The organism is Alistipes indistinctus YIT 12060, from assembly GCF_025144995.1.
Lineage (GTDB): Bacteria > Bacteroidota > Bacteroidia > Bacteroidales > Rikenellaceae > Alistipes_A > Alistipes_A indistinctus.
On record NZ_CP102250.1, the window covers coordinates 1,436,231 to 1,458,030 of the forward strand.

The 21,800-nt window shown below is 55.2% G+C and carries 19 protein-coding genes and 1 tRNA gene; 13 read left to right on the forward strand and 7 right to left on the reverse strand.

Annotated features, from left to right (window positions below; genetic code table 11):
• The first annotated feature begins 35 nt into the window (after positions 1-35).
• The 4 genes from lnt (at position 36) to asnA (ending at position 5,813) form a co-directional block, all read left to right on the forward strand.
• Positions 36-1,739, forward strand: a complete 1,704-nt coding sequence (gene lnt, locus NQ495_RS06130; protein WP_009133833.1) for an apolipoprotein N-acyltransferase — start codon at positions 36-38, stop codon at positions 1,737-1,739.
• A 113-nt stretch (positions 1,740-1,852) separates the two neighbouring features.
• A complete protein-coding gene (locus NQ495_RS06135) occupies positions 1,853-3,235 on the forward strand; it encodes a bifunctional folylpolyglutamate synthase/dihydrofolate synthase (protein WP_009133832.1) in 1,383 nt (460 codons plus the stop codon).
• A 99-nt stretch (positions 3,236-3,334) separates the two neighbouring features.
• Positions 3,335-4,624 carry a tyrosine--tRNA ligase gene (tyrS, locus tag NQ495_RS06140; protein WP_009133831.1) on the forward strand — a complete coding sequence of 430 codons (1,290 nt, stop codon included), beginning with the start codon at positions 3,335-3,337 and terminating at the stop codon, positions 4,622-4,624.
• 151 nt (positions 4,625-4,775) lie between these two features.
• Complete coding sequence (gene asnA, locus NQ495_RS06145; protein WP_009133830.1) at positions 4,776-5,813, forward strand: aspartate--ammonia ligase; 1,038 nt, start codon at positions 4,776-4,778, stop codon at positions 5,811-5,813.
• Positions 5,814-6,107: 294 nt separating this feature from the next.
• On the opposite strand, the gene NQ495_RS06150 is transcribed toward asnA, so the two are convergent.
• The 3 genes from NQ495_RS06150 to NQ495_RS06160 form a co-directional block, all read right to left on the reverse strand.
• Positions 6,108-6,542 (reverse strand): thioredoxin family protein, encoded by a 435-nt coding sequence (locus tag NQ495_RS06150; protein WP_259800908.1) that lies wholly within the window; start codon positions 6,540-6,542, stop codon positions 6,108-6,110.
• A gap of 52 nt (positions 6,543-6,594) precedes the next feature.
• Positions 6,595-7,638, reverse strand: a complete 1,044-nt coding sequence (gene rlmN / locus NQ495_RS06155; RefSeq protein WP_009133828.1) for a 23S rRNA (adenine(2503)-C(2))-methyltransferase RlmN — start codon at positions 7,636-7,638, stop codon at positions 6,595-6,597.
• A gap of 112 nt (positions 7,639-7,750) precedes the next feature.
• Positions 7,751-7,824 (reverse strand) — tRNA-Ala (locus NQ495_RS06160).
• A 170-nt stretch (positions 7,825-7,994) separates the two neighbouring features.
• Between NQ495_RS06160 and hflX the strand changes: the two genes are divergently transcribed.
• Together hflX and upp are read left to right on the forward strand one after the other, a co-directional pair.
• Positions 7,995-9,200 carry a GTPase HflX gene (gene hflX, locus NQ495_RS06165; RefSeq protein WP_009133827.1) on the forward strand — a complete coding sequence of 402 codons (1,206 nt, stop codon included), beginning with the start codon at positions 7,995-7,997 and terminating at the stop codon, positions 9,198-9,200.
• Positions 9,201-9,262: 62 nt separating this feature from the next.
• On the forward strand, positions 9,263-9,916 hold the full coding sequence (upp, locus tag NQ495_RS06170) for a uracil phosphoribosyltransferase (protein ID WP_009133826.1): 654 nt from the start codon (positions 9,263-9,265) through the stop codon (positions 9,914-9,916).
• Between the two features lie 179 nt (positions 9,917-10,095).
• Here upp and NQ495_RS06175 read toward each other — a convergent pair whose 3' ends face one another.
• From NQ495_RS06175 to dxs, 3 genes are read right to left on the reverse strand one after another with little or no spacing between them, the layout of a single operon-like run.
• Positions 10,096-10,758: a DedA family protein gene (locus NQ495_RS06175; RefSeq protein WP_198004411.1), complete on the reverse strand. Its 663-nt coding sequence runs from the start codon at positions 10,756-10,758 to the stop codon at positions 10,096-10,098.
• A gap of 52 nt (positions 10,759-10,810) precedes the next feature.
• A complete protein-coding gene (gene leuS / locus NQ495_RS06180) occupies positions 10,811-13,567 on the reverse strand; it encodes a leucine--tRNA ligase (protein ID WP_009133824.1) in 2,757 nt (918 codons plus the stop codon).
• Between the two features lie 4 nt (positions 13,568-13,571).
• A complete protein-coding gene (dxs, locus tag NQ495_RS06185; RefSeq protein WP_040294191.1) occupies positions 13,572-15,593 on the reverse strand; it encodes a 1-deoxy-D-xylulose-5-phosphate synthase in 2,022 nt (673 codons plus the stop codon).
• A gap of 104 nt (positions 15,594-15,697) precedes the next feature.
• Between dxs and NQ495_RS06190 the strand changes: the two genes are divergently transcribed.
• The 7 genes from NQ495_RS06190 to NQ495_RS06220 all read left to right on the forward strand — a co-directional run bounded on the left by NQ495_RS06190 (position 15,698) and on the right by NQ495_RS06220 (position 20,906).
• Positions 15,698-16,552, forward strand: a complete 855-nt coding sequence (locus tag NQ495_RS06190) for an OmpA/MotB family protein (protein ID WP_232208898.1) — start codon at positions 15,698-15,700, stop codon at positions 16,550-16,552.
• Positions 16,553-16,708: 156 nt separating this feature from the next.
• On the forward strand, positions 16,709-17,422 hold the full coding sequence (pyrH, locus tag NQ495_RS06195) for a UMP kinase (protein WP_009133821.1): 714 nt from the start codon (positions 16,709-16,711) through the stop codon (positions 17,420-17,422).
• Between the two features lie 56 nt (positions 17,423-17,478).
• A complete protein-coding gene (locus NQ495_RS06200; protein WP_009133820.1) occupies positions 17,479-18,105 on the forward strand; it encodes a TlpA family protein disulfide reductase in 627 nt (208 codons plus the stop codon).
• Between the two features lie 19 nt (positions 18,106-18,124).
• The gene (gene frr, locus NQ495_RS06205) at positions 18,125-18,685 is read left to right on the forward strand and encodes a ribosome recycling factor (protein ID WP_009133819.1); all 561 of its coding nucleotides are present in this window, start codon (positions 18,125-18,127) and stop codon (positions 18,683-18,685) included.
• A 366-nt stretch (positions 18,686-19,051) separates the two neighbouring features.
• On the forward strand, positions 19,052-19,600 hold the full coding sequence (locus NQ495_RS06210; RefSeq protein ID WP_009133818.1) for a nitroreductase family protein: 549 nt from the start codon (positions 19,052-19,054) through the stop codon (positions 19,598-19,600).
• Positions 19,601-19,633: 33 nt separating this feature from the next.
• Positions 19,634-20,206 (forward strand): NUDIX hydrolase, encoded by a 573-nt coding sequence (locus NQ495_RS06215; RefSeq protein ID WP_009133817.1) that lies wholly within the window; start codon positions 19,634-19,636, stop codon positions 20,204-20,206.
• Between the two features lie 151 nt (positions 20,207-20,357).
• Positions 20,358-20,906, forward strand: a complete 549-nt coding sequence (locus NQ495_RS06220) for a TlpA family protein disulfide reductase (RefSeq protein WP_009133816.1) — start codon at positions 20,358-20,360, stop codon at positions 20,904-20,906.
• Positions 20,907-20,917: 11 nt separating this feature from the next.
• Here the strand turns inward: NQ495_RS06220 and folE are convergent, their stop codons facing one another.
• Positions 20,918-21,514: a GTP cyclohydrolase I FolE gene (gene folE / locus NQ495_RS06225; protein WP_040294459.1), complete on the reverse strand. Its 597-nt coding sequence runs from the start codon at positions 21,512-21,514 to the stop codon at positions 20,918-20,920.
• Positions 21,515-21,800 lie beyond the last annotated feature (286 nt).

Sequence of the window (21,800 nt, forward strand, 5' to 3'; positions counted from 1 at the left end):
TATAATCTATCTTTGCCGAAAAGGAAAGCGTAAAAATGACAAAACGGATACTATATGCCCTTTGCAGCGCAGTTCTGCTCGCGCTTCCATGGCTCGGCGCCCCGGCCCTCACACTGCTCGTCGCTTTCGTGCCGCTGCTGATCCTGCAACAGGAGCTTGCCGATGCCGACGCAGGACAAACCGTCCAGGTATCCGGAACCGGACAGGATCCCAAGAAGGAAAAAGGCAAGAAGAAGAGTACAAAAGCCGCTGAAGCTTCCGCCCCGGCTGCCGGCCGCAGAACAAACAGCCGGGTGAAACCCTTAAGCCGAACTCCACGCCTGTGGCCTTACCTCACACTGACCTTCGCCCTGTGGTGGGGAGCGACCACATGGTGGGTAGGTGAAGCCGCCGTTATCGGAGCCGTATTGGCCGTTGTTTTCGGCACGGCACTGAACCTCACGGCATTCATGATCTATCACGCGGTCTGGCGCCGTGCCCCCCGCGCATTGGCCTACACATTACTGGTCGTCGGCTGGATTTCATACGAATACCTCTATATCTGCGGTGAAATCTCCTTCCCGTGGCTGACGCTCGGCAACGGATTCGCACACGACGTAAAGCTGGTGCAATGGTACGAATACACCGGCGTTTTGGGCGGCTCGCTCTGGGTATTGATCTGTAACCTGCTGGTTTTCGAGGCATGGAAACAGCGCCGCCATCTCCAAAGCTGGATCGCACCCGCTGTAGCCGTGCTCTTGCCTGTCATCGTATCGCTGGGAATCTATTACAGCTGCGAAGAACCAGACCAAAAGGTTTCGGTCGAAGTCATCCAACCCAATTTCGATCCTTACAACGTAAAATTCACGCTCGATCAATCCGAGCAGAACGCTGTCATGCTGGAGTTGATGTCGCGAGCTCCCCATAACGTCGATTTTATCGTCGCACCGGAAACAGCGATCGACGACACCCCTTGGGAACAACTCGTATCGCTTGCTCCTTCGGTACGACAGTTCCAAGAACTGATCCGCACATCCTATCCCGGCACTACGATTATCAGCGGCGCCACTACAGCACAACGCTACCCGGACTATGAACACGCATCGGCAACAGCCCGTACCGACGGTAAAATCTGGTATGACTTTTACAACAGCGCGCTGGCTATCGACTCCAGCAGCAACGTCCGGATCCACCACAAGTCGATCCTCGTAGCCGGGGTGGAGAAGATGCCCTATTACAACATCTTCAAACACCTCGACTTCCTGACCGTCGATCTGGGCGGCATCACCGGACAGTTGGGTGTCGATTCGGTACGCAAAGTATTTACCTCTCCGCAGGGCACCCGTTTCGGTGTGGCCATCTGCTACGAATCCATCTACGGCGAGTATTTCACCGAATTCATCCGCAACGGCGCCCAGTTGATGTTCGTCATCACCAACGACGGCTGGTGGGGCGACACGCCGGGCTACCGGCAACACTTCTCATATGCGCGCCTGCGGGCGATCGAAACGCGCCGCAGTATCGCCCGCAGTGCGAACACGGGCATTTCGGGTTTTATCAATGCCCGCGGCGATGTAGGTGAAACGCTCGGGTGGGATGTGCGGGGCGCACTCACTTCGCAGGTAGGCCTTCACGACCGGATGACTTTTTACACCCGCTACGGCGACGTGATCGGCCGCATCTCGTGGTACGTTTTTGCGCTCGGGCTGCTCTATTTCATGGCCTACCGGGTACGCAAACGCAGCCACCTGAACGATTGAAATCTGCCGGACAGAAGCAAGCCTTGCGGAATTAACCGCAATCATCTACCCGATCAATAAACACGACAGCGCTATTCCGCGCAATTGCGTTGCAAACCCGATTTACCCGAACAATGACTTACGCTGAAACACTCCATTTCCTCTACCATTCGCTTCCCGTTTTCCAGCACATCGGCGGCAACGCCTACAAACCCGGGTTCGGCAACATCACCGAACTCGAAAAAGAGCTGGGCGAACCGCACCGCCGTTTCCGGAGCGTCCATGTCGCAGGCACAAACGGCAAAGGCTCCGTCTCGCACATGACTGCCGCCGTCCTGCAAGCCGCCGGATACCGTACGGGATTATTCACGTCGCCGCACCTGAAAGATTTCCGCGAGCGCATTCGCGTCAACGGAGAGATGATCTCCGAAGAAGCGGTGGTGGCATTCGTCAGCAGCCACCGCAAAGCGATCGACCGGATCCGGCCGTCGTTTTTCGAAATTACGACCGCTATCGCATTCGACCACTTCGCCCGGAAAAGGGTAGACATTGCGGTGATCGAAGTGGGTATGGGCGGACGGCTCGACTCGACGAACGTTATCCGCCCGCTGGTCAGCGTCATCACGAATATCAGCTGGGATCATGCGCAATTCCTCGGCGACACGCTCGAAAAAATAGCCGGTGAAAAGGCCGGAATCATCAAGGAGATGACTCCGGTAGTGATCGGTGAGAGCCAGATCGAAAGCCAGCTCACGTTCATCGCCCGCGCCAAGGAGTGCAGTGCACCGATCCTGTTCGCCGATCAAACCTACCATATTGTAAATCAAGCGGACAATGGAGAGATGATGCCCATAACCGGGAGCCCGAAGACACTTGCGACCGGCAAGACGCTCCCGCAGGACTCCTGCGGACAAGTTGCTGCGACACCCCGTGCCCTGCAGCCATTCACCATCGAGAACCTGCTCGACGGTGAAACATTTACGCTCTGCACCGACCTGCTGGGAGACTACCAGCGTAAGAATATCCTCACGGCCCTTACGGTACTCGATGTCCTCAACGGCTCGGGCGGCCTGCAGATTCCGCGCGAAGCCGTGCAGAAAGGGATGGCCTCGGCCGCGGCTTCGACCGGCCTGCTGGGGCGCTGGCAAATCGTCGGCCATGCACCGCTCACCGTATGCGATACCGGCCACAATGAAGGCGGATTGCGTGAAATTGCGGCACAGATCGCCCGGCAACAGTTCCACAAGCTGTATATGGTGTTGGGATTCGTCGCCGATAAAGATCTGTCCAAAGTTCTGCCGTTGCTACCCAAAGAGGCGCACTATATCTTTACCCGGGCCGGAATCGAACGGGCGCTCGATGAGAACATCCTCGCCCGCCGGGCAGCCGAATACGGACTCCAGGGCGAAACAGCACCGACAGTAACCGCCGCAGTCGCCCGCGCCCGCGAATTGGCCCGAGCGGAAGACATGATCTATATCGGCGGCAGCACTTTCGTAGTCGCTGAATTTTTGTAAAATCACCGCCGTTTGGCGGAATTTGACTATTTTTGTGCGAATTGACGTGCGCCGGACCAAAATCGCTCCTGCGCCAACCATAACCAACCGAACCATTCGATGAATTTTGTAGAAGAACTCAAGTGGAGGGGCATGTTGCACGATATGATGCCCGGAACCGAAGAGCAACTCGCCAAAGAGATGACAACCGCCTATGTGGGCATCGACCCGACAGCCGACTCGCTACACATCGGCCATCTGGTCAGCATCATGATCCTGAAGCACTTCCAGCGCTGCGGACACAAACCGATCTTCCTGGTCGGCGGCGCCACGGGTATGATCGGCGATCCGTCGGGCAAATCGCTCGAGCGCAACCTGCTAGACGAAGAAACGCTGCACCGCAACCAGGAAGGAATCAAGAAGCAGCTGAGCCGCCTGGTGGATTTCTCTTCGGAAGCCCCGAATGCCGCGGAGATGGTCAACAACTACGACTGGATGAAAAACTTTACGTTCCTCGAATTCATCCGGGACATCGGCAAATGCATCACCGTCAACTACATGATGGCGAAAGACTCCGTCAAGAAGCGCTTCAACGGCGAAGGCGACGGCATGTCGTTCACCGAGTTCACCTACCAACTCGTGCAAGGCACAGACTTCCTGCACCTCTACCAGCACAAAAACTGCAAGCTGCAAATGGGCGGTTCGGACCAGTGGGGCAACATCACCACCGGTACAGAGTTGATCCGCCGCAAGACCGGCGGCGAAGCGTTCGGCCTTACCTGCCCGTTGATCAAAAAAGCCGACGGCACCAAATTCGGTAAAACCGAATCGGGCAACGTCTGGCTCGATCCGCGCTATACGTCTCCCTACAAATTCTACCAGTTCTGGCTCAATGTCAGCGACGAAGACGCCGAGCGCTACATCAAAATCTTCACGATGCTCGACAAAGAGACGATCGACTCGCTGATCGCCGCACACCGCGAAGCGCCGCACCTGCGCGAATTGCAGAAGCGGCTCGCCAAAGAGATTACCTGCATGATTCACTCCGAGGAGGAGTACGACAAGGCCGTCGAAGCATCGGGCATCCTCTTTGGAAACGCGACCGCCGACGCTTTGCGCAAGATCGACGAGCAGACTTTCCTCCAGGTTTTCGAGGGCGTTCCCCAATTCGAAGTTCCCGCAGCGGCACTCGCCGAAGGTATCGGCTTTATCAACCTCTGCACCGAGCAGGCTGCGATCTTCCCGTCGAAAGGCGAGGCCCGCAAACTGATTCAGGGCGGCGGTGTTTCGCTGAACAAAGAAAAAGTGACCTCCACCGATGCTGTCGTAACGAGCGGTGACCTGCTCTCGGGGAAATACCTGTTGGTACAAAAAGGCAAGAAAAATTACTTCCTGATTACGGTTAAATAACATCCCCGGAGACGACTCTTTCGAGTCGTCTCCGGATTTACCGCACCGCCCTGAGATTCCGAGCCATACTTTTCCTCCGTTTCCCCGGAGGAATCCGCCGGAGAGATATCAGCCGGCAACACCGTTTCCGCATCGCACAAACAACATCGAAATGACACTAATAAAACCCGCCGGATACCGCAACCTGCTCGGCAGCACGGAAAATACCGAAAAAGCGATCAAGCACGTCAAGGACATGTTCCAGGAAAACCTGTCAGCCCAACTGGCGCTGCTGCGCGTGACGGCGCCGATGGTCGTGCTCACCGGGACCGGCATCAACGACGACCTGAACGGTATCGAACGGCCCGTTGCATTCCCGATCAAGGACATGGACGAGCGCCGTGCGGAAGTAGTGCACTCGCTGGCCAAATGGAAACGCCTCAAGCTCGGAGAGATGAATATCAAGCCGGGCCGGGGAATCTACACGGATATGAACGCGCTGCGCCCGGACGAGGAGCTGGACAACATCCACTCGCTCTATGTAGACCAATGGGACTGGGAGAAGGTGATTACCCCGGAAGACCGCAACGTGGAGTTCCTGAAAAAAACCGTGCGCCGCATTTACGAGGCGATCAAGGTAACCGAGAACAAACTCTACGTCGAATTTCCGCAGATCGAACCTTTCCTGCCCGAAGAGATTCATTTCATCCACTCGCAGCAATTACTCGACCTACATCCGGACCTGAGCCCGAAAGAGCGTGAAAATGCCATTGCGAAGGAATACGGTGCGGTATTCGTAATCGGAATCGGCAGCGAACTGTCGAACGGCGAACCGCACGACGGCCGGGCAGCCGACTACGACGACTGGAGCACTCCGAACGAGGAAGGCTATAACGGCCTGAACGGAGACCTGTTACTGTGGAATCCGGTACTCGGCAATGCCTTCGAGATATCGAGTATGGGTATCCGCGTCGATGAAACGGCACTGCGGCGCCAGTTATCACTGCGCGGACAAGAGTACAAAAGCGAACTGTATTTTCACAGCAAACTGCTAGCAGGCGAACTGCCGCTCTCGATCGGCGGCGGTATCGGCCAATCCCGCCTGTGCATGTACCTGCTGCGCAAGGCCCACATCGGTGAAATCCAGAGCAGCATCTGGCCCGAAACGATGCGTACGGAATGCCGTGCCGCCGGCATCGACCTGGTGTAACCCCTGCAAACGGGAGTACAACCTGCATCGGCCGGGGTATTTTGGATTTGCATACCACCTTTCTCGCATGCTGCCGCTTTCTGCACACAAGACCCGCTCATCCCGACCAAAGAAAACATCATTATCAGGAATTATAGCAAATATTATATAGACGGACGACTATACAAATCCGCCATAAATTAAAGGGTTGCCCATGAATGGAGCAACCCTTTGTCAATAATACCGTCAGTTATCGATAAAGCTCGACGGAAACAGAGATACGGTGCTATGACCGCCGCGATAGCGGTATCCCGTTTACTTCCCGATATTTTCGAGTTCCGCTTTGACCCGGGCGATAAAATCTTCCGGTGTCTTGGCCCCGCCAAGAAGGCGTCCGACCTCTTCGCCCTTGCTGTTCAGGATCAGGAAGGTGGGATAAGCGGTCACCCGGTAGGTCTTAGCCACCGTTACACCTTCGCCCTTTTCGGCATCGTACTTCGCATTGACGAATGTTTTGTTGAAATAGTCGCCCGCCGCAGCCTGCGGAAACACCTGTGACGTCATGTATTTACACGGGCCGCACCAAGTCGCATAAACATCTACGAATGCATATTTGTTCGCCTTGCCCGCCTGGGCCAGGACGTCGGACAGCGGCTTATCCTCGATAAACTTCACTCCGTTATTCTGTGCCTTGAGCACTGTCGCCCCCATCAGCGCAAACAGTGCCACCATCAAAAACTTTTTCATCATTTTTCGGTTTTAAAGATATTTATATAACGTTTCAGCCGTACAACTATTATACCTATTCTGCCTGTTTCTCCTGTTCCCGTGTCGACAGCAGGCCGCAAGCCGCCTGGATATCTTCGCCCCGCGACGCGCGGATGGTCGTGATAATCCCTTTACGGGCCAGCGCATCGCGCATACGGATCATCGTCGCCTCGTCGGCACCCTGCATCGGGGCATCGGGAATAGCATGGAAACGAATCAGGTTGATGCGGCACTTCAACCCGGACAGCAACCGCACGAGAGCCGTAACATGCGCCGGGGAGTCGTTGATCCCGGCAAAAACGATATATTCGAAACTAACGCGCCGTTGGTGTGAAAAATCATGCCGTTTGAGCTCGGCCACCACCTGCCCGATCGGATATTTTCCTTCGACCGGCATCATCGCCAACCGTTCGGACGGGATCGGATCATGCAGGCTCACCGCCAGGTGTGCGGCGCTCCGGTTCAGGAATTCGCGCATGGCCGGGATTACACCGATCGTCGAAAGCGTAATCCGCGAAGGGCTCCAACCGTAACCCCACGGAGCGGTCAGTATCTCGATCGAGTTCAGCACGCTTTCCAGATTATCGAGCGGTTCGCCCATCCCCATATAGACGACGTTCGTCAGCTTTCCGCTCTCGGGAATCGTCCGAATCTGGTTCAGTATCTCCCCCGAAGTCAGGTTATGTGCAAATCCCTGCCGGGCCGTCATGCAGAAGCGGCAACCCATACGGCAGCCCGATTGCGACGAAACGCATAACGTCGCGCGGTCCTTATCGGGAATGTACGCCGATTCGATATAGCGTTGCTGCAGGGTCGGAAACAGGTACTTTTTTGTACCGTCGGACGACTGTTGCACATCCGCAACCGGCAACAATCCCACACAATAACGTTCGGAAAGCCGTTCGCGGTTGCGGAGCGAGAGATTGGTCATCGCTGCGATATCGGTCACTCTGCGGGCATATATCCACCCGGCAATCTGCCCGGCCGCAAAGCGGGGCATCCCCAATGCGGCAGCCACCGCCTCGAGCTCCGGAAGCGTTTTGCCGAAAAGCCACTCTTTTACTGCCGAAGAATCCAAAATCAATAAAGTTTGGTGTAAATATAAGAATTTTCCACCTGTACTTTCATCGCACGAAAATTAACGGAAAATAAAACAGGCTGTTCCGTTCCCGAAACAGCCTCAGACGAAGTGGAGAATACCAGGGTCGAACTGGTGACCTCTTGCATGCCATGCAAGCGCTCTAGCCAACTGAGCTAATCCCCCTTGATGCAGGACAAAGATAGGCAAAAAATCCAAAACCCAAAAATTTCGCCTCGTTTTCGCCAAATTTTACTACATTTGTCCTATACAGGAGTGTTCTGCCTCCTGTTCCGCCCGTAACGGGCAGATTTTTTGCAGGGTGCTTGACACAAGCGCCTTTTTTGTGAGCCTTTATGGGAGAGACCAAAACAACGAATACAACCGACGGCAGAGGACAAACTGCCGTACTGGTCGCCGTTATGAACGACCGGCAGGACGAAACGCAGGTGACCGAATACCTCGACGAACTGGAGTTTCTGGCCGAAACAGCCGGTGTGCGAACGCTCAAACGCTTCGTACAGCGGCTGGCCAACCCTAATTCACGAACCTTCGTGGGAGAAGGGAAACTGGCCGAAATCGCTGCCTATGTCGAAGAGAACGAAGTGGATTTCGTGATTTTCGACGATGAGTTGAGCCCTTCGCAGATCCGCAACCTCGATAAGGTTTTTTCCCGCAAGATATACGACCGCACCAGCCTGATCCTCGAAATTTTCGCACAACGGGCTACTACGGCCTATGCCAAAACACAGGTCGAACTGGCGCAATGCCAATACCTGCTGCCACGCCTGACCGGCATGTGGACACACCTCGAACGGCAGCGTGGCGGCACGGGAACCCGCGGCGGGGCCGGCGAGCGAGAAATCGAGACCGACCGCCGTATCGTGCGCGACCGCATCAGCCGCCTGAAAGAGCAGCTCAAGAAGATAGACAAGCAAATGGCCGTGCAGCGCAGCAACCGGGGCCAGTTGGTCCGCGTCGCACTGGTCGGCTACACGAACGTCGGCAAATCGACGATCATGAACCTAATCTCGAAAAGCGAGGTTTTCGCCGAAAACAAACTTTTTGCCACGCTCGATACGACGGTTCGCAAGGTGGTATTGGACAACCTGCCGTTTTTGCTTTCGGATACGGTCGGATTTATCCGCAAGCTGCCCCATCAGCTGGTCGAATCGTTCAAATCGACCCTCGACGAGGTCCGCGAAGCCGACCTGCTATTGCATGTGGTCGACATTTCGCACCCCAACTTCGAGGAACAGATCGCCGTGGTGAAGGAAACGTTGCAGGAGATCGGGGCCGGTGAAAAACCCGTTTTTCTGATTTTCAACAAAATCGACGCCTATTCGTTCATCCAAAAGGACGAAGACGACCTGACCCCGGCCACGAAGGAAAATATGACGCTCGACGAGTTGAAAAACAGCTGGATCGCCAAAGCGAATACGCCCTGCATTTTCATCTCGGCACGCGAACGGATCAATATCGACAAACTGCGCAAGGACCTTTACGGCATGGTGCGCGAGATACATGCGGGACGCTACCCGTTCAACAACTTTTTATACTAATCCCCTGCGGGAACGCGGGCAAGGAGAACGAAAACACAATTTTGGGAACAATGGCAGAACAGATGGTAACGGTACTGGACAGGGAGAACACGATCCTCAACCGCTTTATCGCACAAATGCGCGACGTGACGGTGCAAGGCGACAGCATGCGCTTCCGCCGGAACCTGGAACGGGCAGGCGAGATTATGGCCTACGAGATCAGCAAAACGCTCGAGTATCAACCCCGGTCGGTCGAAACGCCGCTGGGCGAAGCCGAAATCATGATGCCCGACGAGGAGATCGTGGTCGCCACGATCCTGCGGGCGGGACTGCCGTTTCACCAGGGATTCCTGAACTATTTCGACAATGCGCAGAACGCTTTCGTTTCGGCATACCGCAAATACAGCAAGGACAACAGCTTCAACATCAAGGTAGAGTACATCTCTACCTGCGAATTGACCGGCAAAACGCTGATTATCGCCGACCCGATGCTGGCTACCGGTTCGTCGCTCGTAATGACCTACAACGCGCTGGTCGAAAAAGCCGGGATGCCCAAGTTCACGCACGTAGCCACCGTCATCGGCAGTGAAGAGGGCGTGGAATATGCAAAAAAACACCTCTCGGCTAACAACTGTAAAATCTGGTGCGGTTCGCTCGATGCCGAAATGACCGTCAAGTCTTATATCGTGCCCGGAATGGGCGACGCAGGCGACCTGGCCTACGGAGAAAAACTCTGAGAAAGCACGGACATTACCCGTTCGATGCATCCCGGCACTTGCTGATTCTCGCTGGTCATCCGGGGGAAAGCGTTTCGACCGGCGGATCGGCAACTACCACAGCATTAAAAATGCAATAGAACAGAAGCGGCCTTTCCGGACCGCTTCTGTTTTATAAAATACACCGAACACATACCGGTTTATTCTCCCGCCTTCGCACCTGTTTTTTTCGCCTTGCGCTTGTTGCGCCAAATTTCGACCGCCATCGGAACGAGTGAAATAAAGATAATAAGAACGATCAGCAATTTCAGATTGCGCTGCACCACTTCCAATCCGCCGAACAGGTACCCCGCATACGAAAAAAGCGCCACCCACACTACGCCGCCGATGATGTTGTACGACGCGAAATGGCGGTAACTCATATGCCCCATTCCGGCAACGAACGGCGCAAACGTCCGCACGATCGGGACGAAACGGGCGAGAATGATCGTCTTGCCGCCGTGTTTCTCGTAAAAATGGTGCGTTTTCTCGAGGTAGCTTTGTTTGAATATTCTGGAGTTCGGGTTGCGAAACAAACGCTCTCCGAAGAAACGTCCGATCGTATAATTGGCCGCATCCCCCAGTATGGCGGCCGCCATCAGCATCAGGATCATCAGGTGCACGTTCACATGGTTGGTCGGCAACGACGCGAGCGCCCCGGCCACAAACAGCAGCGAATCGCCCGGCAGGAACGGCGTCACGACCAATCCCGTTTCGCAAAAGATAATCACAAACAGGATCGCATAAATCCACATCCCGTACTGCGCGACCAATTCGGCCATATGCACGTCGATGTGCAGTACGAAATCAATTGCATATTGCAGATACTCCATTATCCCGGAAATTACCGTAAAACATTAATCGGTTTTCGATGCGTTAAATCACTACATTGACGATCTTGCCCGGTACTACGATTACCTTCTTCGGCGTTTTGCCGTCGAGGTATTTCTCAGCGGCGGGATCGGCCAGTACGGCTGCTTCCACCTCTTTGGGCGAGAGGCCTGCCGGCAAAGCTTTCTTGTAACGCATCTTGCCGTTAAACGAAACCGGATACTCGATGCTCTCCTCGACCAGGTATTGCTCCTCATAGGCAGGGAAAGCGGCATCGCAAACTGACGTAGTGTGACCGAGACTCTCCCACAACTCTTCGGCAATATGCGGCGCAAACGGTGCAAGCAGCACCACGAGCGGCTCGAGGATCGCCCGTTTGTTGCACGGCCCCAATTCATTGAGGCAGATCATAAAGGCGCTTACCGACGTATTGAACGAAAAATTCTCGATATCCTCGCCCACCTTTTTAATCGTCTTGTGCAGGGTTTTCAGTTCGGCCGGGGTCGGCACTTCGTCGCTCACGATCAGCTTGCCGTCACGATCGAAAAACAACCGCCAGAAGCGGCGTAAAAATTTGTGCACGCCGTCGATACCGTTCGTATCCCACGGTTTGCTCTGCTCGAGCGGTCCGAGGAACATTTCGTACATCCGCAGCGTATCGGCACCGTAATCTTCAACGATATGATCGGGATTCACCACATTGAACATCGACTTCGACATCTTTTCGACCGCCCAGCCGCACAGGTATTTACCGTCCTCGAGAATAAATTCCGCATCGGCGAACTCGGGACGCCAGGCCCGGAACGCCTCCAGATCGAGCAGGTCGTTGCGCACGATGTTCACATCGACATGAATCTCCTGGGTATCGTACTGGTCTTTCAGCCCCAGCGACACGAATTTATTCGTACCGACGACACGGTATACGAAATTCGAGCGCCCCTGGATCATACCCTGATTCACGAGTTTCCTGAACGGTTCGCTTTCGCAAACATACCCCAGATCGTAAAGGAACATGTTCCAGAAACGCGAATACATCAGGTGCCCGGTGGCATGTTCGATCCCGCCGACATAAAGGTCGACACTGCGCCAGTATTCGTCCGCTTCGCGGCTTACGAGCGCATCGCCGTTGTGCGGATCCATATAACGCAGGTAATAAGCTGAAGAACCCGCGAAGCCGGGCATCGTGCTCAACTCATACGGATAGCCTTCCGGTGTCTGCCAGTTCGCAGCATGGGCCAGCGGCGGTTCGCCGTCGGCTGTCGGACCGAAGTTTTCGACCGGGGGAAGTTCCAGCGGCAGACACTCCTCTGACAGCGGGTAGGCGATATTATCTTTGTAATAGATCGGGAACGGCTCGCCCCAGTAGCGTTGACGGCTGAAAATCGCGTCGCGCAGGCGGTAATTGATCCGTTTTTTACCGAAGCCGCGTTTCTCGATTTCAGCGAACATCGCCCCGATCGCCTCTTTCACATCGAGACCGTCGAGGAATTCCGAATTGATCAGTTTCCCCTCTTTGGCGTCATAGGATTCCGTCTCGAGGTCGCCGCCTTCGACCACCGGAATAACCGGCAGTCCGAAATGACGGGCGAAAGCATAGTCGCGGCTGTCGTGCGCCGGAACGGCCATGATCGCACCGGTACCGTAACCGGCCAGCACGTAATCGCTGATATAGATCGGAATCTCCTTGCCGTTGAACGGGTTGACGGCATAGCCGCCTGTAAACTGTCCGCTCACGCGTTTGGTATCGGCCATACGCTCCCGCTCCGAACGTTTTTTTGTTTCGGCCAGGTATTCCTCTACGGCGGTTTTGTATTCGGGAGTCGTCAGTTTCTGCACCAATTCATGCTCGGGAGCCAGCACCATGAACGTGACGCCGAAGATGGTATCGGGACGCGTCGTAAAAACTTCCAACTGAGCGTCCAGTCCTTTCAGGCCGAAAAACACCTGGGCTCCTTCGCTCCGGCCGATCCAGTTGCGCTGTATCTCTTTGAGCGATTCACTCCACTCCAGGCTGTCGAGGCCGTCCAACATCCGCTGTGCATAAGCCGTCACACGCAGCAACCATTGCTTCATCAGCTTTTGTTCGACCGGAAAACCGCCGCGCACCGAAAGCCCGTCTTTCACCTCGTCATTGGCCAATACGGTTCCGAGCCCCGGACACCAGTTGACCAATGTGTCGGCCCGGAACGCCAACCGGTAGTTCTGCAACACGTTCTCCTTTTCGGCCTCGCCCATCGCATTCCATTCGGCAGCGGTGAAGGCGAGCTCCTTCGTGCAGGCAACGTTCAAGCCATCGGTACCGCCCTGTTCGAACGCAGCGACCAGTTCGGCAATGGGGCGCGCCTGCTGTTCGTCGTTGCAATAGTAACTATCGAACATTTTGAGGAATGCCCATTGCGTCCACTTGTAATATTCGGGATCGCAGGTACGCACCTCGCGGTCCCAATCGAAACTGAAGCCGATTTTATCGAGCTGTTCGCGGTAACGGTTGATATTCTTCTCCGTAGTTACGGCCGGATGCTGGCCGGTCTGGATCGCATACTGCTCGGCCGGCAACCCGAACGCATCGTAACCCATCGGATGCAGCACATTGAAACCCCGGAGCCGTTTGTAACGCGAATAGATGTCCGATGCGATGTAACCCAGCGGATGACCGACGTGCAGTCCCGCCCCCGACGGATAAGGGAACATGTCCAGCACATAATATTTCGGCCGGCTCTTATCCACTTCGACCCTGTAGGTTTTCTGCTCGGCCCAACGGCGCTGCCATTTTTGCTCTATAGCCCTGAAATCGTACTCCATATCGTTAATCTTGTTTTGTCTCATTACGTTCTTGTCCCGGTGATTTTATTCCGTTCCGGAACGGATACACAGCACAGTCCGTATCTGGTCCGTCGGCCGTATCCGCCTGTTCGGTCACCCTCCCGTCAATCGGGCTCGTCAGACGTTCTGCCCCTGCTTCCCGGATCGCCCGGAGAATCCCCGGTGCATCGTATCCGCACATCTCCTTAAGCTGGGCGACCGTTCCGTGTGCCACGAACCGGTCCTCCACACCCAACATCGTTATACGGCAAGGGTAGCCGTGACGGTTCATAAATGCCAGGACAGCCGCACCTACTCCACCGTTTACGACTCCGTCCTCTACAGTGATCACCCGGCGGAATTCCCGGCCGATGCGGTGCAGCAATCCTTCATCCAACGGTTTGGCAAAACGAAGATCGGCATGCAGCACCGAAATTCCTTCACCGGCCGCCTGCTCCGCCGCCCACGCCGCATCGTTGCCTGCAGGGCCGATGGTCAGCAATGCCAAGTCTTTACCCTCTCGCAATATACGGCCCCGGCCGAGAGGGAGGGTCTCCATCGGGCGGCGCCAATCCCGCGTCACACCGTTACCGCGCGGATAGCGGATCACAAAGGGACCTTCGCCGGAAGCGGCCGTAAACATCAGGTTACGCAGTTCGACCTCATCCATCGGCGAGGCGATAGTCAACCCCGGTACCGGGAGCATTGCCGCCAGATCGAAAACCCCGTGGTGCGTCGCACCGTCCTCGCCCACCAGTCCGGCCCGGTCCAGACACATCACCACATGCAACCCCTGCAGGGCCACGTCGTGAATCACATTGTCGTACGCGCGCTGCATGAACGACGAATAGATGTTGCAATACGGCACCAAACCCTGCGCCGCCAGTCCGGCCGAAAAGGTAACGGCATGCCCCTCGGCGATTCCCACGTCGAAACAGCGTTCGGGCATCTGCTCCATCATGATGCTGAGCGAACACCCCGTAGGCATCGCAGGGGTAATCCCTACGATCCGTTCATCCCTCCGGGCCAGTTCGAGCAGCGTCTCGCCGAACACATCCTGATAGCGCGGCGGGGCCCCGTTTCTCGTATGTCCGAGCCGTTCGCCCGTTTCGGGATTGAACAGCCCCGGAGCGTGCCAGGTGCGCTGATGCTCTTCGGCCGGCTGATACCCTTTGCCCTTCACCGTCAGTACGTGCAGCAGTTTCGGCCCGGGAATCTCTTTCAGATCCTTCAATACGCGGGTCAGTTGCTCGACGTTATGGCCGTCCACCGGCCCGAAATAGCGAAAATTGAGGCTTTCGAACAAATTGCTCTGTTGCAGGAAACCTCCCTTGAGGGCGTTGCCCATCTTCTGGATCGTTCGCCGCAATTTCGGGAACCGCTCCAAACGGGTCCATGTATGGTGCTTGGCCTGGTTATATCTTTTCGATGTCGTGATGTTGAGCAGGTACTCCTTCAGGGCGCCGACATTCGGATCAATCGACATGCGGTTGTCGTTGAGCACCACCAACAAGTTCGCATTCGACGCCCCCGCATTGTTCAATCCCTCGAAAGCGAGGCCCCCGGTCAGCGCTCCGTCGCCGATCACCGCCACCACTTCGCGCTTCTCCCCTCGACGGGCCGAAGCGATCGCAATACCCAATGCCGCCGAAATCGACGTCGATGAATGGCCTGCCCCGAACGCATCGTACAAACTTTCCCCCATCTTAGGGAAACCGCTCAGGCCGCCCAACTTGCGGTTCGTGCAGAAACGGTCCCGCCTACCCGTAATGATTTTGTGCGCATAGGCCTGATGCCCCACGTCCCATACCAATTTGTCATCCGGCGTATTCAGCACATAGTGCAGCGCCACAGTCAGTTCGACCACGCCCAAACTCGACCCCAGGTGCCCCGGGTTCGATGAAAGCTGCGCAATGATGAAGCGGCGCAATTCGGCACAGTACTGCGTCAGTTCGCCGGCACGCAACCTTTTCAGATCGTCCGGCGAATCCACTTTATCGAGGTATTTGTACTGGGTTTCCTGCATCGCGGTAAAACTAAGCAGCAAAGATAGTAATTTTTAAACGCACATTGGTACATTCTAAATTGTTTTGTATCTTCGTGGCAAATATGGATCTTATACCGATTGCGATGAGAAAAGCCGCATTGCTGTTACTTCTGGCGGGGGTTGCCTGCGCCTGCGTATCCAACAAAAAGTTCAATTCGATGAAGGCCGAGGCGTTGCGCCTGGACGGCGAATTGAATTCCGCAAACACCCGCATCGACGACCTGACGCGGCGCAACGACACGCTCACGGCCAAAAACCTGAGGCTCGTTTCCGATTCGACCCGGCTTTACATGAGTTACACCGCACTGCTGGAACGCTACCAGAAACTCCTGGCCGACGGGTCGGCCGAAACCGCCCGCATGCTCAAAGAACTCGAGACGAGCCAGATGGCCCTCAACGAGCGTTCGCGGCGCGTGAACGAACTCGAAGCTATGCTGCGCAACCGTGAAGAGGCGATCAATGCGATCCGGCGCAAAGTGACCGACGCTTTGACCGGCTTCGACGGCAAAGGCCTTTCCATTTCGATTAAAAACGGGAATGTCTACGTGTCGATGGACGATAAATTGCTGTTCCGCTCGGGCAGTTTCGAAATCGATCCCAACGGAGCCCGGGCCGTGCATGACCTGGCTACCGTACTGGCCCAGAACCCGGATATCAACGTGATGGTAGAGGGGCACACCGACGATGTGCCTTACCGGCCCAACGGCCAACTGCGCGACAACCTCGACCTGAGTGCCAAGCGTGCGACCACCGTAGTGCGCCTGCTGCTTGAAAACAAAGGGATCGCTCCGAGCCGCATCATCGCCGCCGGGCGCGGCGAATCGCTGCCGGTAGCTTCGGGCAAAACATCCGAGGCTCGCGCGAAAAACCGACGCACCGAAATCATCCTCACCCCGAAACTCGACGAACTGATGCAGCTGATGCAGGAGCAGAAATAACCGGTTGATATGGGTTAAATAAACCGGACACGGAAGAGAGGAAACCGGACCGAACGACGTAACATCCCATACGAACCAAAAATTCCGTCGACGGAGAACGACACACTTCCTGTAAACACGACTATTGTATTAGCAATAACTTACCAACTCAACGAAATGCCTGTCTACAAACGGATATTACTCAAACTCAGCGGCGAGTCGCTGATGGGAGCACAGAAATACGGCCTCGATACGGCCGTGCTGAACAGCTACGCCACACAAATCAAAGCGGTCGTCGACAGCGGCGTGCAGGTCGGAATCGTGATCGGCGGCGGAAACATTTTCCGTGGACTGAGCGGAGTAAAGAAAGGATTCGACCGCGTCAAAGGCGACCAGATGGGCATGCTTGCGACGGTAATCAATTCACTGGCTTTACAAACCGCACTGGAAGGCGAAGGAGCCAAAGCCAAAGTACTGACCTCGATCCGCATGGAACCGATAGGAGAGCTCTACTCGAAAGCCAAAGCATTGGAACTGATGGCCGGTGGCTGCGTGGTGATTATCGCCGGCGGTACGGGTAACCCTTATTTCACAACCGATACCGCTTCGGCGCTGCGCGGCGTGGAGATCGAGGCGGAGGTGCTGCTCAAAGGCACGCGCGTCGACGGCGTTTACACTGCCGATCCGGAAAAAGATCCGACCGCGACGAAATTCTCCACGATCACTTTCGACGAAGTATACGACCGTAAGCTCAAAGTGATGGACCTGACCGCCTTCACCATGTGCAAAGAGAACGATCTGCCCATCGTGGTGTTCGACATGGACACGCCGGGGAATTTGTGCAAAATCGTCGACGGGGAACCGATCGGCACCGTGGTGAAAAATGCGTAAAGCCGCAACCCGTTCGTATTGATAAATTTACGCCTAACCATCTACCGACAACCGCGATGAAACTTTCCGTACATATCATTTCCTCTCTTTTCTCTGCCCTGCTGGCGTTTGCGGCAACATCAGCATCCGGACAAACCGGCACGTTGACGGATAGCCCGGCCTTGGCGGCATCCGGCGAAAACGGGACTGGACCTCAGGCACAAACTGTTTCAACGCCCCAGACTCAAGCCGCAGTACCGGAAAGTAAAACGCTGGTAAAGGTCGGCGATCCCGTTCCCGATTTCACTGTAAAGATGTTCGACGGGAGTACGGTCGACATCGCATCGCTGAAAGGCAAGGTCGTACTGATCAACTTTTGGGCGACCTGGTGCCCGCCCTGCCGCGCCGAACTGAAACAGGTACAGAAACAGATCATCGACCGCTTCGCAGGCAGGGATTTCGTTTTCCTGCCGATTTCGCGCGGCGAAACGCGTGAAGCCGTCGAAAAATTCCGGGAGATGCAACGCTACACATTCCCGATGGGACTCGATCCGGAGCGCAAAATCTACTCGCTTTTCGCCACCGCAACGATTCCACGCAACTTCGTCATCGCCAAGGATGGAACCATCCTCGCCTGCGAGACCGGATATAGTCCGGGACAACTCACCGAACTGATCGAAAAGATAGAAAACGCATTGAAATAATCCTAAACGCATCACCACTATGACAGAACCCAAGACCATATTAGACCCCGCACAGGCCAAAATGGACAAAGCCATCGAGTTCCTGGTGGAAGCACTCGCCTCGGTACGCGCAGGCAAAGCGAGCACGAACCTGCTCAACGGCATCACCGTAGACTATTACGGCAATCCCACGCCCGTATCACAGGTGGCCAGCGTCACCGTCCCCGATGCACGTACGGTGCTGATCCAACCGTGGGAGAAGAACCTGATCGGCGCAATCGAAAAAGCCATTCTGGTGGCGAACATCGGACTGACCCCGTCGAACAACGGCGAGCACATCCGCCTGAACATTCCGCCGCTGACCGAAGAGCGCCGCAAAGAGCTGGTCAAGCAGATCAAAAGCGAAGCCGAAACGGCTCGCATCAGCATCCGCAATATACGCCGCGACGCGGTTGAGGCATTCAAGAAAGCCCAAAAAGAGGGCATGCCGGAAGATATGGCCAAAGACGGCGAAGACTCGTCCCAGAAACTCACGGACAAGTACATGAAAAAAGTGGACGAGCTGTTCGCGGCCAAAGAGGCCGAGATCATGACCGTCTGAATCCAGTATCTCGCCGCAGGCGCGAACCGAACACTCCGGAGCGATGCAATAACTCCGGCAATATGCCGTAGCGTTTCCGCAATTGGTTGCAAAGAACACGATACCGGCATCGCGCACTCCGGAAACTTTCATAAAATATTGCGCACAACATGTTCGCAAGACTTGTTCGCCCCTGAAAAATGACCCGTGTCGTACCTTTACTCTCTTCTCATTCGATTGTCGCAAAGAAAGAGGAGAAAAAGAGGACGTGAAACAAGAAGGGGAGAGACGCGCAGAACGACAAGCGCGGAACAACGAATCGCATTCCGCATGACCGGTCGGGTTTTGCGGAATGTTTTTTGCAGCGGACACATCCAAAATTCGCTTATGAAAACCAATCCCGTACTGGACGCGATCCGCAACCGCCGGAGCGTCCGCACTTATGATCCGCGGCCGCTGCCGGCCGATGTGCTGGCCACCATAGTAGAGGCCGGGACGCTTGCCCCCACAGGCATGAACGCGCAAACCTTCCACTTCACCGTCATCCAGGACGCCGAAAAACTCCACGAATTGAACCGGCTGATCCGCACGGCGCTGATCCGCTACGAAGGCCGCCAGCTCAATGAAGATTACTGCTGCTATTACGATGCCCCGGTGCTGGTGATCGCTTCGAACGAACCGACACGCACCGGCGGTATGGACTGCGCCTGCGCTTTGCAAAATATGTTTCTCGCAGCCCACTCGCTCGGAATCGCCTCCTGCTGGATCAATCAGCTCTCCTATACCTGTGACGCCCCCGAAGTACGCGCTTACCTCAAACGGCTCGGCGTGCCGACCGTACACAAAGTTTACGGTTGCGCCGCGCTCGGCTACAACGGCGGCAAAGAGCCCGCAGCGCACCCGCGCAAAGAGGGATTGGTTTCGTATGCCGAATAGGCATTGTCAGATCAAATCATAGCCCTTACTGCAATGCATCCGTTAGTCCTGTTCCGGTACTGTCCCCGCTGCGGTTCATCCCGCTTCGAAGAACACAACGAAAAAGCAAAAAAATGCCGTGACTGCGGCTTCGTCTATTATTTCAACTCCTGTTCCGCGACGGTGGCGCTGATTCTCAATTCCCGGAACGAACTGCTCGTCACACGCCGGGCCAAAGAGCCCGCGAAAGGCACCTTCGACCTTCCGGGCGGCTTTATCGACATGTATGAAACGGGGGAAGAGGGTGTGGCCCGGGAAGTTAAAGAAGAGACGGGATTTACGGTCCGGCAAAGCACCTATCTCTTTTCACTGCCGAATATTTATCCGTTCAGCGGCTTCGAAGTGCACACGCTCGATATGTTTTTCCTGTGCCGTGTAGAGGACACCTCCGCCCCCGAAGCACACGACGATGTGGCCGAAACGTTCTTCATCCCGATCGAAAAGATCGAGCCTCAAAAATTCGGACTGGGTTCGGTGCGTCGTGGTGTAGAACGATTTATCGAGATGAAACGGCAAAAAACGGCGCTTTTTGCAAAAAAGGAAACATCTCCTGGAATATCCGAATAGTTCGCTTTTTTATTATCTTTAGGTAAACTGCTTTTTCTCAGCCGCATGAGCAGCTGTAAAGCGTCCTGGCACAAACCTACGGAAGATTACTACAAACCATCGTCATACAGCCAAAGTAATTCCCGCTACCCGAACTTAAAATTCCCTAAAGATGAGAACCCTACTTGCTCTGTTGCTGTTATCCGCTTCGCCGTTGTTGTCCCTCGGGCAGCCCAAGGAGACGAACACATCAAAAATTGTACGACTGGATTATCCCGATTCCATGCGATCTCTGTTGCAAAACTTTTCCGGGAAAGTTGTCTATCTGGACATTTTTGCTTCCCAGTGCCAACCGTGCCGTGCCGAAATCACCCACTATCCGGCATTACAGGATTTTTTCACGGACAATGACATCGTTTGCCTCTTTGCTTCGGTAGACAGCGACAAAGCCGGCCGTGACCAGTGCGTGGAATTACTGAATGAGGCCGGATTACAGGGATATTTTGTCACTTATTTTGCTCCGGAAGGGCGCACAGCCGGACAATTCGCGAACGAACTGGGCGCATTATTCTGCGATACGGATCAGGCGGGTAAAATAGTCCGAATCTCCGTTCCCCGCTACATCATCTTCGACCGGCAGGGGAAAATCGCGGAGTGCCATGCAAAACGGCCGAGCAACGGTGAGGAGCTGAAAAAAGAGTTGAGCGGGTATCTCCGTTGATATCGTTTTTCCTATTTCCCGATCAGCTGGATAAACTCTTCACGCGTCTGCATCTGCGTCAGGAAAGCCCCGGTAAAGGCCGAGGTGGTAGTGCTGCAATTCTGTTTTTGCACGCCGCGCATCTGCATGCACATATGGCTCGCCTCGATGACCACCGCGACACCGAGCGGGTTGAGCGCCTGTTGGATACAATCCCGGATTTGCACCGTCAACCGTTCCTGCACCTGCAATCGCCGCGCAAACGCCTCGACCACGCGGGCGATCTTCGACAAGCCGGTGATATAGCCGTTCGGAATATAGGCAACATGCGCCTTACCGTAAAACGGAATCATGTGGTGCTCGCACATCGAATAGAGCTCGATATCCTTCACGATCACCATCTGCTTATACTCCTCTTTAAATTTGGCCGAGAGCAAGATCTCTTTCGGGTCCTGCCCGTACCCCTGCGTGAGAAAACTCATCGCTTTGGCGACCCGTTCGGGAGTTTTGAGCAATCCCTCGCGGGAAGCGTCCTCACCCAGCAACTCCAGAATCGCCTTATAATGTCCGGCCAGTGCGGCCACTTTTTCAGGGCTGAAAAGCTCCTCTTTTTCGTAATTGGACTCCATCGGAATGAATTTAACACCAGCGGACACAACCTCGTCCACGCCGGACACACAGACCATGCAACGGCCGAAAAGTGCCGGCAACCGGGTGCGGAATGCGCCGGTCCGGCAAAGATAGGGATAAATCCGCTGAATTGCTATTCGCCCGATTCCTCCGCGGTACCGTATCCGTTCCGACCCGTCAACCGTAACATCCGAAGAGACATCAGCAGTCTGATCGACCGGAGCATACGCATTTATACTTACCCCAAAATAGGTGTTACGCCCTATTTCCATGTTCGCCGGGAGC

What these genes read in the sequence shown, in the direction of transcription:
- NQ495_RS06215 (WP_009133817.1), top strand. Translation starts at nt 19,634, where the DNA reads ATGCATCCGTTAGTCCTGTTCCGGTACTGTCCCCGCTGCGGTTCATCC.
- frr (WP_009133819.1), top strand. Translation starts at nt 18,125, where the DNA reads ATGACAGAACCCAAGACCATATTAGACCCCGCACAGGCCAAAATGGAC.
- NQ495_RS06210 (WP_009133818.1), top strand. Translation starts at nt 19,052, where the DNA reads ATGAAAACCAATCCCGTACTGGACGCGATCCGCAACCGCCGGAGCGTC.
- NQ495_RS06150 (WP_259800908.1), bottom strand. Translation starts at nt 6,542, where the DNA reads ATGATGAAAAAGTTTTTGATGGTGGCACTGTTTGCGCTGATGGGGGCG.
- NQ495_RS06135 (WP_009133832.1), top strand. Translation starts at nt 1,853, where the DNA reads ATGACTTACGCTGAAACACTCCATTTCCTCTACCATTCGCTTCCCGTT.
- tyrS (WP_009133831.1), top strand. Translation starts at nt 3,335, where the DNA reads ATGAATTTTGTAGAAGAACTCAAGTGGAGGGGCATGTTGCACGATATG.
- upp (WP_009133826.1), top strand. Translation starts at nt 9,263, where the DNA reads ATGGTAACGGTACTGGACAGGGAGAACACGATCCTCAACCGCTTTATC.
- NQ495_RS06190 (WP_232208898.1), top strand. Translation starts at nt 15,698, where the DNA reads ATGAGAAAAGCCGCATTGCTGTTACTTCTGGCGGGGGTTGCCTGCGCC.
- NQ495_RS06220 (WP_009133816.1), top strand. Translation starts at nt 20,358, where the DNA reads ATGAGAACCCTACTTGCTCTGTTGCTGTTATCCGCTTCGCCGTTGTTG.
- pyrH (WP_009133821.1), top strand. Translation starts at nt 16,709, where the DNA reads ATGCCTGTCTACAAACGGATATTACTCAAACTCAGCGGCGAGTCGCTG.
- dxs (WP_040294191.1), bottom strand. Translation starts at nt 15,593, where the DNA reads ATGCAGGAAACCCAGTACAAATACCTCGATAAAGTGGATTCGCCGGAC.
- hflX (WP_009133827.1), top strand. Translation starts at nt 7,995, where the DNA reads ATGGGAGAGACCAAAACAACGAATACAACCGACGGCAGAGGACAAACT.
- leuS (WP_009133824.1), bottom strand. Translation starts at nt 13,567, where the DNA reads ATGGAGTACGATTTCAGGGCTATAGAGCAAAAATGGCAGCGCCGTTGG.
- folE (WP_040294459.1), bottom strand. Translation starts at nt 21,514, where the DNA reads ATGGAGTCCAATTACGAAAAAGAGGAGCTTTTCAGCCCTGAAAAAGTG.
- lnt (WP_009133833.1), top strand. Translation starts at nt 36, where the DNA reads ATGACAAAACGGATACTATATGCCCTTTGCAGCGCAGTTCTGCTCGCG.
- NQ495_RS06200 (WP_009133820.1), top strand. Translation starts at nt 17,479, where the DNA reads ATGAAACTTTCCGTACATATCATTTCCTCTCTTTTCTCTGCCCTGCTG.
- asnA (WP_009133830.1), top strand. Translation starts at nt 4,776, where the DNA reads ATGACACTAATAAAACCCGCCGGATACCGCAACCTGCTCGGCAGCACG.